The organism is Marinicella litoralis (genome assembly GCF_002591915.1).
Taxonomy (GTDB): Bacteria; Pseudomonadota; Gammaproteobacteria; order Xanthomonadales; family Marinicellaceae; genus Marinicella; species Marinicella litoralis.
The window spans coordinates 19,393-34,396 of the sequence record NZ_NIHB01000007.1 but is presented as its reverse complement, the minus strand read 5'-3'; the positions used below and the strand labels follow the sequence as shown (position 1 = coordinate 34,396).

The 15,004-nt window shown below is 41.9% G+C and carries 14 protein-coding genes; 3 read left to right on the top strand and 11 right to left on the bottom strand.

Features of this window, described 5'->3' with window-relative positions; translation table 11 throughout:
• Nucleotides 1-2 precede the first annotated feature (2 nt).
• The 3 genes from CCS90_RS14990 to CCS90_RS14085 all read right to left on the bottom strand — a co-directional run bounded on the left by CCS90_RS14990 (nucleotide 3) and on the right by CCS90_RS14085 (nucleotide 2,958).
• Nucleotides 3-164: a hypothetical protein gene (locus tag CCS90_RS14990; protein WP_162846846.1), complete on the bottom strand. Its 162-nt coding sequence runs from the start codon at nucleotides 162-164 to the stop codon at nucleotides 3-5.
• 160 nt (nucleotides 165-324) lie between these two features.
• Nucleotides 325-1,680, bottom strand: a complete 1,356-nt coding sequence (locus CCS90_RS14090) for an esterase/lipase family protein (RefSeq protein ID WP_099020218.1) — start codon at nucleotides 1,678-1,680, stop codon at nucleotides 325-327.
• A 3-nt stretch (nucleotides 1,681-1,683) separates the two neighbouring features.
• The gene (locus tag CCS90_RS14085; RefSeq protein WP_099020217.1) at nucleotides 1,684-2,958 is read right to left on the bottom strand and encodes an amidohydrolase; all 1,275 of its coding nucleotides are present in this window, start codon (nucleotides 2,956-2,958) and stop codon (nucleotides 1,684-1,686) included.
• A gap of 152 nt (nucleotides 2,959-3,110) precedes the next feature.
• Here CCS90_RS14085 and CCS90_RS14080 point away from each other — a divergent pair, with 152 nt between their 5' ends.
• Entirely contained in the window at nucleotides 3,111-3,608 is a 498-nt protein-coding gene (locus tag CCS90_RS14080) for a peptidylprolyl isomerase (RefSeq protein ID WP_099020216.1), read from the top strand.
• A gap of 261 nt (nucleotides 3,609-3,869) precedes the next feature.
• On the top strand, nucleotides 3,870-6,227 hold the full coding sequence (locus CCS90_RS14075; RefSeq protein ID WP_099020215.1) for a choice-of-anchor B family protein: 2,358 nt from the start codon (nucleotides 3,870-3,872) through the stop codon (nucleotides 6,225-6,227).
• Nucleotides 6,228-6,298: 71 nt separating this feature from the next.
• On the opposite strand, the gene CCS90_RS14070 is transcribed toward CCS90_RS14075, so the two are convergent.
• The 4 genes from CCS90_RS14070 to gcvT form a co-directional block, all read right to left on the bottom strand.
• Entirely contained in the window at nucleotides 6,299-6,820 is a 522-nt protein-coding gene (locus CCS90_RS14070) for a DUF2937 family protein (protein ID WP_099020214.1), read from the bottom strand.
• A 103-nt stretch (nucleotides 6,821-6,923) separates the two neighbouring features.
• Nucleotides 6,924-8,282 carry an aminomethyl-transferring glycine dehydrogenase subunit GcvPA gene (gcvPA, locus tag CCS90_RS14065; RefSeq protein WP_099020213.1) on the bottom strand — a complete coding sequence of 453 codons (1,359 nt, stop codon included), beginning with the start codon at nucleotides 8,280-8,282 and terminating at the stop codon, nucleotides 6,924-6,926.
• Between the two features lie 41 nt (nucleotides 8,283-8,323).
• Nucleotides 8,324-8,716: a glycine cleavage system protein GcvH gene (gene gcvH, locus CCS90_RS14060; RefSeq protein ID WP_099020212.1), complete on the bottom strand. Its 393-nt coding sequence runs from the start codon at nucleotides 8,714-8,716 to the stop codon at nucleotides 8,324-8,326.
• A 3-nt stretch (nucleotides 8,717-8,719) separates the two neighbouring features.
• Entirely contained in the window at nucleotides 8,720-9,790 is a 1,071-nt protein-coding gene (gene gcvT, locus CCS90_RS14055; RefSeq protein ID WP_099020312.1) for a glycine cleavage system aminomethyltransferase GcvT, read from the bottom strand.
• An 89-nt stretch (nucleotides 9,791-9,879) separates the two neighbouring features.
• Between gcvT and CCS90_RS14050 the strand changes: the two genes are divergently transcribed.
• The gene (locus CCS90_RS14050; RefSeq protein WP_099020211.1) at nucleotides 9,880-10,401 is read left to right on the top strand and encodes a cob(I)yrinic acid a,c-diamide adenosyltransferase; all 522 of its coding nucleotides are present in this window, start codon (nucleotides 9,880-9,882) and stop codon (nucleotides 10,399-10,401) included.
• Nucleotides 10,402-10,469: 68 nt separating this feature from the next.
• Here the strand turns inward: CCS90_RS14050 and CCS90_RS14045 are convergent, their stop codons facing one another.
• The 4 genes from CCS90_RS14045 to CCS90_RS14030 all read right to left on the bottom strand — a co-directional run bounded on the left by CCS90_RS14045 (nucleotide 10,470) and on the right by CCS90_RS14030 (nucleotide 14,958).
• Nucleotides 10,470-10,853, bottom strand: a complete 384-nt coding sequence (locus CCS90_RS14045) for a hypothetical protein (protein WP_099020210.1) — start codon at nucleotides 10,851-10,853, stop codon at nucleotides 10,470-10,472.
• 99 nt (nucleotides 10,854-10,952) lie between these two features.
• Nucleotides 10,953-12,458: a cryptochrome/photolyase family protein gene (locus tag CCS90_RS14040; protein ID WP_099020209.1), complete on the bottom strand. Its 1,506-nt coding sequence runs from the start codon at nucleotides 12,456-12,458 to the stop codon at nucleotides 10,953-10,955.
• A 168-nt stretch (nucleotides 12,459-12,626) separates the two neighbouring features.
• Nucleotides 12,627-13,493, bottom strand: coding sequence for a response regulator transcription factor (locus CCS90_RS14035; protein ID WP_099020208.1), 867 nt, complete (start codon nucleotides 13,491-13,493; stop codon nucleotides 12,627-12,629).
• Nucleotides 13,480-14,958 (bottom strand): ATP-binding response regulator, encoded by a 1,479-nt coding sequence (locus CCS90_RS14030; protein ID WP_162846845.1) that lies wholly within the window; start codon nucleotides 14,956-14,958, stop codon nucleotides 13,480-13,482. Before CCS90_RS14030 ends, CCS90_RS14035 begins: the two co-directional genes overlap by 14 nt.
• Nucleotides 14,959-15,004: the final 46 nt, after the last annotated feature.

Here is a 15,004-nt window from a genome sequence, read left to right as displayed (position 1 = left end):
CTTTACGTACAGACGGCTCCAACCATATTGGTGGCTGCACAGACGCCATTGCCAGGCAGGTCATCAGGCGCGTCTTCAAATCGATCTACGATGAAATTGGCTGAATGTGCATAAAATGCAATGAAAGTAAAAATAAGACCAGAAAATAGGTGATGTGTTTTCATTTTGTTTCTCAGTGTTTAAATTTGAATTACTTATACATTCGGGATAAATTTAAAATCGTTTGAAAAAAGAGAAAAAAGTTGGTTTTCGTTCTGGGGATGTTTCAGCATTAAGTGCTGTATTGAATCGACATGTTCGTAGTGCTAAGTAAATTAATTTGTTTTATTCATTCAATAAAACATGCAGTAAATTGTCTTGGAACGTAAGATTTTGTGTCAGTTTAAGGTGCTCTTCACAGACGAAAACTGGGTACTTTATTTTAATGGTTTTCGTGGTTTTGTGGGTGTTGGAATCATGAATTTGTCCCAATAAAGACGACTTGCTGACTTGACCATCTCCAGGTTCAAATAAAATGGATTTATGCAATGCACGAATTTCGTAGGCATCATCTGGCTTAAAATCATCATTAAGTTTGACGGCAGCACCGTTGCGTTCAACGATTAACTTATTCAACGTTTTCTTACAATCACCTCCCATAATAATAAAACCTTCATGGTCAACTTCATAAGCGGGTGAAAGGGCTTCCCAAAATAATTCAGCGCGGGCGAGTTGATGTTCAAAAAACAGCTTTAATGTGGTTACTTGTGCTTTACCACTGGCTTCATCTGTGGCTTGTTTGATGATTCGTTCTTCAACTGCTGGATTGAAAATCGACCATTGGTTTTGTTGCCAAAAGTCAACATTGTATAAATTCAATTCCATGGGGTTTCCGTCAACATTGACCACAGGCTGGCTGTCTGGATGGGGCAATAATTGGTATACACTGGGCATGGTTATTTGCACTTCAACCGGTATATTTCTGAGGTTGAAATCAAATCCCTGTTGTAATCGTTTTACCGATTTTACGGTTCCTAGTTGTGGCGTGCCGAGGAACACAGCATGTCTGATAACACTGGCTTTGCTGTAAGGGTTGCCATTTTTAATTTGATTCAATTCAGTCAGCACATCTTTGTCGCCAAACCTTTGGTAATAACGCAATATCAATCCACCCATTGAATGTGCCACCACATCTACTTGGGTATGGCCGGGGTGTTTAATCAATACCTGGTCGATATAATGAGCCAAGACTTGCGCATTGTGGACATTGTCTTGACGCCAATCATAATTAAAAACATATAAGTTTCTGCCAGGCATTGCTGGAAGATTAACTACATTCAATTGGTATTCACCAAATTCAATCAATGTTTCAATGATTTCATCATAGACACTCAGGCCTGAATATGAATCAAATATGGCATAGGATTCAATTTTTGAGGCCATCAAAGCCATACCTGATGGCTCGATTAAATTGGCCAAGTTTTTGTAATTTGAAAAAATCAGCTGGTTGATCTTGCCTGGCCAGACTTCTTCCTGGCTTTCTATGAGGCGTAATTTACTGCCCATGGTGCCATGGATCAGTATCAAAGGGGTGTTGCTGTGATCGGTACCGTGTTGCTGATACAGTTCTGCCAAATTGGGTCTTTTACTGACTTGGCAGGCACTCAATAAAATGAGCACACAAAGGGGCAAAAACCGCATGAATCAGTAATCTTGAACCAATTGTACGAAAGCTTTAACACCATTCAATAAGGCGGGTTCATCTACATAGAAGTGTGGAGAATGGTTGGATGGTGCCGTACTGGCATCTTTGCCTTGTGGTGTAATGCCCAAAAAGAAGAACATGCCCGGCACTTCATTGGCAAAATAAGAAAAATCTTCTGCGCCTGTAATTAAACCAGGATCTACCACATTGTCCTTACCAAATATTTTGTAGAGTGAAGGCAGCATTTTTTCTGCCAACTCTGGGTCATTGACTGTGACTGGATAACCTTCATTGATTTTAAATTCTACATCAGCATCATTGGCCTGTGCTACATGGCTGACTATATTGCCTAAATGACGGTGAATGTCATCACGAATATCCATGTCAAAATTCCGGATGGTTCCGACCATGGTCACATCATCTGGAATGATGTTATTGCGGATCCCGCCTTTGATTGCACCAAAAGAAACCACTGCTGGAGCTGTCGTTATGGCTGTTCTACGAGACACTATGGTTTGAACAGAGTTGATAATTTGTGCCGCAGTTACAATTGGATCGATACCGGACCAAGGTGTTGAACCATGAGTCTGTCTACCAATGACTTTAAGTTCAAAATCGTCGACGGCTGCCATAAAAGGACCTGATCTGAATGCAAGAATGCCTGAATTCACCTTAGACCATACATGTAAACCAAAAGCGGCATCAGGTTTCATGTCATTGAACAAACCTTCAGCCAACATCAGTTCAGCACCGCCTTCCTCATCTCCTGGAGCACCTTCTTCAGCCGGTTGGAAAATAAACATCAAAGTGCCTTCGAGATCGGCTTTGTTTTTGGCAAAAACTTCTGCGGTTGCCATCAAGATTGCCACGTGGGTATCATGTCCACAAGCATGCATCACGCCGATCGTTTCTCCTCGGTATTCTGCTGTGGCTTTGGAGACGAAGGATAAGTCCACTTGTTCAGTTACCGGTAGCGCATCCATATCAGCACGCAACGCTAAAGTAGGGCCAGGTTTGTCACCTTTGAGAATACCGACGACGCCCGTATAGGCTATGCCTGTTTTGACTTCTAAGCCCAAGGCTTTGAGGTGCTTTTCTACATAGGATGACGTTTTAAATTCGCGGTTACTTAGTTCTGGATTTTGATGCAAGTGCCGCCGCCAGTCGAGCATTTTACCCTCGATATCTATGATGTCTTGTTGTATGTCAGCTGTGGCAAAAGTGCTGATTAAAGTGCTAATTAAAAACGTAAAGCAGGTGAATCTGAATTTCATGTTGTTTGCGTTTGATATAACAGGATTTTATGATAAGGCATACATTGATAATCAGCAAACGGTTTTTCCTGTAGATTAATGTAACCATTACCCTTGAAAGCTGGCGTTTAAACCCTACTATAAGGCACAATTAAATTTTTCGAGAATTATCAATGGCGATCAAAGCGACCATCAAAACCAACAAAGGCGACATCAACATCAATCTAACTGACGACAAAACACCTGTCACAGTGGCAAATTTTGTTAATTTAGTGAAAAACGGATTTTACAATGATTTGTCATTTCACCGTGTGATTCCTGATTTCATGATTCAAGGTGGCTGTCCAATCGGTACTGGAACAGGTGGTCCTGGGTATAAATTTGAAGATGAATTTGATGCTTCATTGAAACATGATAAACCGGGTGTGCTGTCTATGGCCAACGCCGGACCTGGTACCAATGGCAGTCAGTTTTTTGTTACCCACGTAGCAACCCCGTGGTTAGACGGTAAACATTCGGTATTTGGTGCAGTGGAATCTGATGCCGATATGGCTGTGGTTAATTCAATTGTTGGTGGTGACTCAATTTCAACCATTGAATTATCTGGTGATGTTGATGCAGTTTTGGAAGCCCAAGCTGATCGAGTTAAAGATTGGAACGACTACCTTTAACTGTAGTTTAAATTAACATCTGTGCCACCTACAAGGATGTAGGTGTGCTGCGATAGCAGGACGCGGAAGCAGCCAGCCAAGGATGTAGGTGTGCTGCGATAGCAGGACGCGGAAGCAGCCAGCCAAGGATGAAGGTGGGTAACCCTTAAGTTTTTGATGTTTTTCTGTATAATGCGCTTCAGCTGGCTTTTTTTGCAGCGCATCACTGTTTTAATCAGTGAAATGTGATATTTTACAAGCTAGTTATAATTGATAAAATGCATGTCTAAGAAAATAGCCTGGATAATTTCCTTCTTCACCCCGCTTACCATTGCCCACCCATTCACCGAATGTATCAATGGCATGGCAGATTTTTACGCCTGTAACAGCATCGATTTGTTGCACCGAATTCACTTAGAAGACATGGGAACCGGTAATGGTTCTGGCAATGACATTTGGGGGTGGACCGATCCACTTGATGGCAAAGAATATGCCTTGATGGGTTTAAGTACAGGCACTGCATTTGTTGACATTTCGATACCGACCGCTCCAGTATACCTTGGTCATTTATCCACTGCCACAGGGAACAGCAGTTGGCGAGACATCAAAACCTACAACAACCATGCCTATATTGTCTCAGAGGCCAGTGGTCATGGGATGCAAATTTTTGACTTGACCCAACTCAGGAATGTCCCCAATCCACCGGTGGACTTTACCGCAACTGCCAATTACACGGAATTTGGAAATGCGCATAATATTGTGATCAATGAAGACAGTGGCTTTGCTTATGCCGTGGGGGCCAATTGCAGTGGTGGTTTACATATGATGGATTTGACTGATCCTGTTGCACCCACCAATGAAGGCTGTTTCAGTGCGGATGGATATACCCATGACGCTCAATGTGTGATGTATGTTGGACCCGATGTCTCTTATGTAGGACAAGAAATTTGTTTCAACTCCAATGAAAACACATTAACTATTGTTGATGTCAGTGACAAATCAATTCCACGACAGATATCAAGAACGCCTTATACTGATTCAAGATACACTCACCAAGGTTGGTTAACGGAAGATCAGCGTTATTATTTGATGAATGATGAGTTGGATGAGCAAAATTTTGGCCACAACACCAAAACTTATATTTGGGACCTGGCTGATTTAGAAACCCCTCAAATTGTTGGTAGTTACATAGGGCCTGAAGCTTCAATTGACCACAACTTATACATCAGAGGCAACTTTGCATACCTTTCAAATTACACCAGTGGCTTAAGTGTGGTTGAAATTTCAGACATAGGAAATGGCAACCTAACAGAAGTGGCAAATTTTGATACCTATCCCAGCAATAACAACAATGTGTTCAACGGTGCTTGGAGTAACTACCCTTATTTTGCCAGTGGCAATGTGATTGTCAGTGACATTTCCGGTGGTTTGTTCATTTTAGATCCGCTGTTGTGTCCAACCACGACACCAGCGACTGATTTGGTGGCACAAGCCAGTGGTGACAACAGCATATCACTCACTTGGACAGACAGTTTGGAGGCGGGTGAATCGTATAACGTTTATCGATCAGAAGGTGGATGTGCTGCTGATAACTTCATTCAAATTGCCGACCAAATCAGCGATGAACAATTCACCGATTTGACAGCGTCTGGTTTGGTTGACATAGGCTATAAAGTTTCTAAAGTGAATGCAGAAGGTGTGTGTGAATCAGCAAGAAGCACATGCAGTGAAGCCCAAACCACTGGAGTATGTACAGCAGCCCCTGCCTTCAATGGCATCAGCTCAGTGGTTGATAATGCGATGAATACTTGTAGTTTAACCGTTAACTGGAGTGCAGCTTCTTCCTATTGTGGTTCACCAGTGGCCTACAATGTGTATCGATCCACAGATGAGGCCTTTGAACCTGGTCCGACAAATTTGGTGGCTACAGAAATCACGGATCTTGTTTGGACTGATTACACTGTTTTACATGAGCAAAACTACCATTACTTGGTTAAATCAATCGATGTCAATAATGCTCAGGAAGACAACAATTCATTAAAAATGTCCAACCAAGCTTATGGAAATCTAACCAATGGTGTGTGGTCAGTTGGGGCTGAAACGGGTGATTCTGGTCTAGGTCAAGCCACCAGACATTTAGGCTGGGAATTAATCACTGACCAAGTGTTTAATGGAGAACGCAGTTATTGGTCTCAAAATGAAAACAATGCCTGTAACCAATTGACTTCTGACCCCCTTGATTTGACTGAAGGGCAAGCTTCTGTTTTGAGTTTTAACACCCTTTATGACATTGAAAGCAGGTACGACGGTGGCTTGGTTGAAATCAGTGTGGCTGACGGTCCATGGCTGATGCCAGACATAACACCCACCTATCCAGATACCTTCAGAAACACATCAGATCAATGTGGTTATACTGAAAATACCCCGGCATTTTCGGGTTCCAATGGTACATGGCAGCAACACACCATGGACTTATCGGCTTACAATGGACAAGATGTCAGGATTCGCTTCAGTTATTCAACTGACGGCAGTGTAAATAACCCTGGATGGTATTTGGACGATGTTGCTATGACCCATGTTCAGGTTCCTGGTTTTTGTGAGACATTAGGGGATGTGATTTATATTGATGGATTTGATTGAGTGTTAAAAACTTACCATTATTATCAATCATTCAAATAGTGGGTCAATTCTGAAAATGAATGCCAGGGCAATCAATTCGGCCTAGAAAAAGATTGTTGCTTTGACTTTCTTCTGACTACACGGGGTAATTTAACTGCCCCATTGAATAGCAGGCTGAATAAGACACCACCAATCAGGCCATAACCCCATGCCCATAAATTAAGCGGCAAACCTGGTGAGAAGTTTTCTGCAGTGCCCTTGGCTAAATCATACCTGATGTGTGAGATGAAATAGGGGACCTGATACCACAAGGCTTCTTGTTCAAACACCTTGAGTTCTTTTTCTATCGAAGCTGCATTTTTTAATCGTTGATCCATTTGCTCTGCCGATTCAGCCACTGCTGGATCGGCATTGAGTTGCAAACGTTGCATATACGCATCCAGATCACCATTAAAATGTTGGTCAGCAATGGTTTGGTATTCTTGGATTTGTTGCTTTTGAGAATCAGCATAGCCACCCATGCGTTGGGTGTATTGATCAATAAAATGGGGTAATTGTAAAAACAACATGACGCCCACTGCGAAAAAAATTTTGTCGATTAGATTTTTTATCATGGATTTATTTTAGCATCAAATAATCTCAGCTGAATGACGAACCCACAAAAAAGCCGATTCGATAGAATCGGCTAAAAAGAAAAACATAAGTCATGCTCAGCGCTTACAGGCAGGCCTGTAAGTTGGCGACAAAGTCATCTAAATCGGCAGCAGTTTTGGTTTCAGTTACACACAACAGTAAGCATTGTCCCATCTCTGGATACTGTGCTGATATATCTACTCCAGCGACGATGTCACGTGCTGCCATTTTTTCCACCACATCTGCGGCCTTGGCTGTTTCAAGTTGAACCACAAATTCATGGAAGCCAGCCCCTTTAAACAACAACTTTAAACCAGCAACTTGGGCCAGTTTTTGCTTAAGTGAATCTGTGTTCTGTATACAGTTGGCTGCGACATTACGCAAACCAGTTGAACCCAATAATGACATGTAAATGGTTGAAGCAGTGACCATTAATCCTTGGTTGGTACAAATGTTTGAAGTCGCTTTAGCGCGGCGAATGTGTTGTTCACGTGCTTGATAGGTTAAAACAAAACCTGGCTTGCCATCTAAGTCTGTGGTCATGCCAACAATACGGCCAGGCATATTCCTGACATTGGCTTCTTTACATGTAAGGAAGCCGTAATAAGGTCCACCTGAAGACAGGGGAACGCCCATGGACTGTCCTTCACCACAACAAATGTCTGCGCCGTTTTCACCCCAATTACCGGGTGCGGATAACAACGCCAATGACATCGGATTAACCAAACCAACCACCAAAGCATTTTGTTCATGAGCCCAATCAGTCATCGCATGAACGTCTTCATACAAACCAAAGTAGTTTGGCTGTGGTACCACAACGGCAGTGATGTCTTGTCCGGAAAATGATTTCAGGTGTGCATGATCAACCAAACCAGTCTTAGGATCAAAGTCGACACCGATTACATTGATCTCTTGGTTTTTGACGATGTTGTTCACCACTTGGGTATAAACCGGGTTAATGTTTTTCGGTATCAAGATGGTTTTACTTTTGCTTTTGCGGTTGGCTCGCACAGCCATTAGCACCGCTTCGGCCAAACCGGAAGAACCATCATAGAGGGATGCATTAGAGACATCCATCCCTGTTAAGTGAGCCATCATACTTTGAAACTCATAAATCACTTGCAGGGTGCCTTGGGCCACTTCTGGTTGGTAAGGTGTATAAGCCGTATAGAACTCACCACGGGTGGTTACCTGCCAGACTGCAGCGGGAATGTGGTGTTCATATGCACCAGCACCAGCAAAGCACATGGGTGTTCCATCTTTTTTGGCTAAATTGCTGATGTGCCTGGTCACTTCCATTTCGCTCATGCGATCTGGAATTTGATCCAATTTAGAAGAAATCAACTCTGCTGGTATTTCATCGAATAACTGGTTGATGCTGTCAACCCCGATGGTGTCCAGCATTTCCTTGATTTCGTCTTCTGTGTGAGGGATAAATGGCATAGTATTTTAAGGTCTATTGTAAGGAGGTCTATGACTTGAATTCAGTCTTCATCAGCAATTGAGTTGCGGTAATCCTCTGCACTCAGCAAGGAGTCTAAATCTGCATCTTCATCAATTTTAAATTCAAAAATCCAGCCATCATCAAATGGGGAATCGTTGATTAATTCAGGGGTGTCTTCCAATGCATCATTGACGGCGGTAACGGTACCAACCAAAGGTGCATAAATGTCTGAAGCTGTTTTTACTGATTCGACCACGCCACATTCATCTTCTTGTGCGTAAGATTCATCCATTTCTGGCAATTCAACAAAAACAATGTCACCCAATTGTGCTTGTGCAAATTCAGTGATGCCAACACGGTAAACACCATCGCCCAGGTCTTCTAACCATTCATGGCTGGCGGTGTATTTTAAATTATCTGGAACATAACTCATGCTTTAATCCTCAATCAATGATTTGCCATTTCTGACAAAAGGTAATTTTACAATGCGACAAGGCAAGCTTTTGTTTCTGATCTGTACTTGGACTGAATCAGCATTCATGCCTTTATCTACGACGGCCATGGCTATGGCTTTTTCTGTGGATGGTGAATAACCACCGCTGGTGATGATGCCTTGGTTGCCTTCATCATCTATCAAAGTTTGGTCGTGTCGCAGGACGCCACGTCCTTCTAACACCAAACCGATTAATTTTTTATTGATGCCTGCCTCGCGCAAAGTTTGAAGTGCTTCTGCGCCGTTAAATTCATGGTTTTCCTGGCGTACGGTCCAGCCCAGACCACATTCTAATGGGCTGATGTTTTCATCCATGTCTTGACCATATAAATGCATACCAGCTTCTAAGCGAAGGGTGTCTCGAGCACCCAAACCGCAAGGTTGAACACCCGCCTCAATCAGTTTTTCCCACAATGATTCGGCGGCTTCACTGGCCACAATGATTTCCACCCCGTCTTCGCCGGTGTAACCTGTACGACCTACAAACATGTCTTCATTATGAGATGCGTAAAATCGTTTGGTTTCACTTAAATCCAAATCAATCAAAGGTTGAATCGTTGCCATAGCTTCAGGGCCTTGTACGGCAATCATGGCTGTATCAGATTGTTCCTTCATAAAAGCATCGAATTCAGCAATTTCTTTTTCGAACCATGCCAAATCCTTTTCTCTGGTGGCTGCGTTGACCACCACTCGATAGGCGGTGTCAGAAATTTTATATGTGATTAAATCATCAATGATGCCACCCTCATGATTCAACATGGTGCTGTACATGGCTTGGTTGATGTTGAGTTTGCGGATGTCATTGGCCAATAAATGGTATAGAAAATCTGTTGCTTCAGGACCTTCAACATCAATCACTGTCATGTGCGATACATCGAACATCCCTACATGCTGTCTGACGGCATGATGTTCTTCGATCTGCGAGCCGTAATTGATGGGCATGTCCCAACCACCAAAATCAACCATTTTGGCGCCTGCTTTGCGGTGAGCTTCATTAAGTACAGTTTTCTTCATTTGACCAAATTGTATTTGCAAAAAAATCTGTCGAACTATACGCTAAAGAACTCACTCTTTTCAACCAAAGTTTCAGGAAAAACAGCATAATGACAAGAATTTATACGCGCAGTGGTGACCAAGGCGAATCTGGCTTGGCCAATGGACAAAGAATAAGTAAAACAGATTTGTTGTTTGAGGCCATTGGCGACGTCGATGAACTCAATGCCCAATTGGGCATGATTCGTGCCTTGAACAGTTCCGAAGCAGTAGACAAGCAACTGTCTAAAATACAGCATAAGTTGTTCGATTTGGGAGCGCAAGTGGCACAATACAAAGGTAACAACGTTGATGCTGCTGACATTGTGAATTTAGAGCAGTGGATTGATCATTGGCAACAGCAATTGGCTCCGTTGAAACAGTTTATTTTGCCGGCAGGCAGTCAATCAGGATGTGCCGCACACCTGGCCAGAAGTACCTGCCGCCGAGCAGAACGAAAAGCTTGGCAAGCAGCCAATAATCATGAGATTGAAAGTGAAGTGACCCAATACTTGAATCGCCTGTCTGATTATTTGTTTGTACTTGCCAGGGTGTTGAATGGCGGTGATGAAGTTTTTTGGCAGTCAGAATAATACATTGTGGGCCGAATCCTTATTCGCAGCGATTTCTGTGAAAAATTGAATCAATTTGGTTGGCTCTTTTATGGTTTATTGCTTAAATAGTGTTTGAGTTGAATCCAACCTAGCCAGCCAACCAGAATAGCCACCAAACCAGCAGCTGTGATGCCATTGATGCTGGTAATCCATACATTTAATTGAATGACGATTATGGTGGCAACCACCCACAAGAAATCCCCAATGGCCACCAAGAGTAACGGCAATTGAGGTACTGGGTTTTTACTGGCTAACCACAACAGCAATAAACCATAGATATTGAGCAGCACACCAAGAGACAAAAACACCAGTAAGGGGGCTTTTGCATTTTCACTGAGGAAGGATGAAATCGGTTCAGGCATAAAAACGAAAAGAGCGCCAAACAGCAAACAATTCAAAGCATTTATTTTTAAAACATCGTTGATGGTCATTTTATATTCTCAGTGGTTTTCATGATAAAAAATGGGTGTTTTTTTTCGAGATGGTTGTCATAATTTTGGTCATCATTTGGTCACAATTGATTATAGGCCTTAAGACAATGATGACAAATACTTTTCGGCTTGTTCAAGGTGATTTTGTTGTTGCTTTTGGTCCATACGATCCCAGGTTTTTAGTAACATGCCAATGCGCGGGTTGGATTCGAAAAAAGCACGTTGCTTGTGCATAAAACGCCAGAATAGCCCATCCCAAATGGAACGCCAATGTATGGCTTGTTTACCACCTGAGTAATCACTCATCTTTAAAATATAATTACTGGAGCTGATATAGGGTTTGGTGGCCATAAGGCCACCATCAGCAAATTGGCTCATGCCATATACATTCGGCACCATAACCCAGTCGTAGGCGTCGATAAATAACTCCATAAACCATTGGTAAACCTTGTCTGGGTCAAATTCACACAACAACATAAAATTACCGAGCACCATCAGCCTTTCTATGTGATGACAATAACCGGTATCCAATACTTTCTTGATAGTGAGATCAACTGGTTCGATACCAGTTTCTCCAGTATAAAATGATTGAGGAATAGGCCGCTTGAATTGCCAATAATTTTGGGTTCTTTGTTGCCGACCCACTGACTCATAAACGCCACGGATAAATTCTCGCCAACCAATGATTTGGCGGATGAAACCCTCCAAAGAATTCAGCGGTACGTCGTGTTTTTTTGCGTGCACAAGCATGCGGTCAATCAATAGTTGAGGTGTTATCAAACCCACATTCAACACAGGAGTTAATACACTGTGATGAAGAATCAGGTGGTGTTTTACGATTGCATCTTCATAAGTACCAAACTCTGTAAATCGACTGTTCAGAAAGTCCTCCAACCAAGCTTCGGCCTCTGTATGATTGATTGGATAGGTGATTCGGTGACCATTTTTTTCATCTAAATGACCCAAGTGATCGCTGAAGTTTTGCTCAACATAATGTTCTGCTTTTTGGTGGAATTGGCTTTTTTCAGGAAACTTGATACTCGGTGGGCTTTTGGATTTAGGGTATTTTTTTCGATTGTCTGCATCAAAGCTCCACTGGCCACCAGTGGGATTGTTATCATTTTCCATCAGGATGTTTAGGCTGCGACGTTGTTGTTGGTAAAACTGGTGGTGGAAAAATTTGTTTTTATCCGCATGGAAAAAGCCTTCAATGACTTCAGGTTTTGATAAAAACATTGGATTGTCTAAAATTTCTTGTTGGAGGTCGTTTTTTACACATGCCTTTTGTAATTTTTGTTCTAACCAGTCATCAACGGTATCAATGGTTATGACTTTTTGGATTCCTGATTGTGCCAGATGATTGATTAAGTTTGACAGCTTTGCGTATTCATCGTGTGCATCTATATAGGTTAATGAAGCCACTTGTTTACTGGCTGTTTCAGCAAAGCTTTTCATACTGGCTCTGTGAAAAGCTATTTTTTGTTGGTGAAACTTATATTGTGTTAAAAAAAGATCAACTTCTATCAACCAACATTCAGCTTTGGCAAGAATCAATGGGTGGTTTTTAAATAATTGGTGGGGAAATATTAAGTGCGCTGTTTTCATTGTCTTTGTTCTTATTTTTAATTATGTTTTCAATCACAAATCGGAAAATCAATTGATATTTTAGATTCTCAATACCTTGAGACACCGATGTTTACCATTTCATGGGCTCTTGAGGTGACTGGGAAAATTTATCTGATTATAAAGTGTATTGTGTAAAAGCACCGTTCATTAATTCAATGCATTCAAGGCCATTGCTGAGGCAGCAGTGCGGTTGTTAACTTCCAACTTGCGATAGATCTGTTCCAGGTGTTTATTGACTGTTCGTTCACTGATGGTGAGAATCTTTGAAATTTCCCAGTCGGTTTTGCCTTTGGCCACCCAGTAAAGCACATCAGACTCACGGCGAGTGATTTTCAATTTAAGTTTCAAAGTTTGTTTTTCTAATTTCAAGTCCGATGCTTTGAATTTAATCAGATGTGAGCCGTCTTTTTGTAAGGTCAGGTAGGTTAAGTTTAATGTACTGTCCTCATGCAACAGTTCCAGCAGGTCAGTTGTTTCTGCTTGTTTTAACCAAGCAATCAAAGTTAAAAGGTCTTGTTTGTTTAATGCTTTGATGTAGGTATTGGCTTGCGCAGTGGTCCAAATGACTTGTCCATCCGAAGTGATGGTGGCCAAATGTTGTCCGGCGGATTCAAGGGCTTGTTTACTGATGCGTGTCTGTTGCGCAGTATTGATATGCACTTTGACTCTGGCGATCAATTCCTCGTGGTTCAATGGCTTGATTAAATAGTCGACAGCTCCCCGAGAAAGGCCTTGTACCACATGTTCAGTGTCGCTGAGACCTGTCATAAAAATGATTGGCGCATCCGGGTTGATGTGTTTGATGGCTTGGCAGGTTTCAAAGCCATCCATTTCTGGCATGATGGCATCTAATAGAATTAAGTCCGGTTGTACTTTGTGCAATATGTTCAGGGCTTGTACCCCACTGTTTGCCACCAATACAGTAAATCCTTGTGCACTTAATGTGAGGTTCAAGATATTGAGGCTGTCGGGATTGTCATCGACTGCCAGGATGGTCGGCTTATTTTTTGTCATGGTTGCCAATGATTGTAGTGAACTGGGTTAAATTCAATTGTTTGATGGGTTTGAGTAATTGTTTCAACTCGGTGTCACTGATTAAATGATTTTCATACATGGTATTTAAATAGGTTTCAATCCCATTGAGGTGACCAATCTCAACCAATTCAGTCAAAGCCAAGCGGTCTTTGCGTTTGATTCTGACTACTGGTTTTGGTTGTGAAGTTTCTAACGGTTGACTGTTTTGGTCATCCCACCCCAATTTTAACAATTGATTGATGACGGTTAATAATTGATTGATCTGTATGGGTTTTGCTATGTAAGCTTGGTGATGCGGGTGTCTTTGTGGGTCTATGTCTCTTGGATTGGCAGAGATCATACAAATTTTGCAAGGATGATTTTGTTCGGTACACCATTGTGCCAAAGCCCAGCCATTTTCATTAGGCATGGCCACATCCAACAACATCAAATCAAATCCATGTTTTTCAATCATTTTTTTGGCTGATGATACGTCTTTGGCAACCCATGTTTTAAAGCCATAGGGTTGTAGGATGTTTTGAATCAATGTTCGGTGTTCTTCGATGTCATCAACAATTAAAATTTTATGGTGATTGCCATCTTCTGGTGTCACTTTAAATTCATCAGATGTTGTGGGTGGGTTTTGTGCAGAAAGCATTAATTTTAGGGTGAATTCACTGCCTTGACCCAGTTCGCTTTTTACTTTCAATTCACCGCCAAGCAACTCAACCAGTAAATTGGCAATGGTTAAACCAAGACCTGTGCCAGGAATATTGCTTGCAGTTGTTTGAATGCGCTCAAAGGGTTGAAATATTCTTTCGGTGTCACTGGAAGCTATGCCACAGCCGGTGTCTTTAATCACAAAAGTGGCAATCTGATAACGGTAACTCACATCAAAGCTGACGCATCCTTTGGCAGTGAATTTAATGGCATTGGATAACAGATTGATCAGAATTTGCTTCAACCTTTTGGGGTCTGTTTTTACGAATTGAGGTAAGTTTTCGTTGATGTGGTATTTGAATTGAAGGTTTTTCTGGGTTGCCTGCAAAGAAAACATATGACCCATGTGGTTCAGTAACTGTTTCAGGTCTAAGACGTCGGATTGAACACGCAGCTTTCCAGATTCAATGGCAGAAAATTCTAAAATGCCTTCAATCAAATGTGTAAGGTGCTCACAATTGGTTCTGATTAACTGAAAACTGTGGTGATTGGGGTCGTCTGTTGCTGTTTTGTTTTCTAACAGTTGGGCATAACCCATGATTACATTCAACGGGGTTCTGAGTTCATGAGAAATGCCGGATAAATATTTGATTTTTGCTGCATTGGCGGCTTCCGCACTCAAATGGGTTGCTTTGGCCACCTGCTGTTGCTTCTTGTATGAATTTAATTCATTGGTTTTAGCCAGCATATCGATTTTAATTTGTTTGATTTGATGCCAGTAATAAAGGGCAAAGCCTAACAACATAAGACCAACAAGACTTCCAATGATTATTATCCAGCCAGGCACCAAC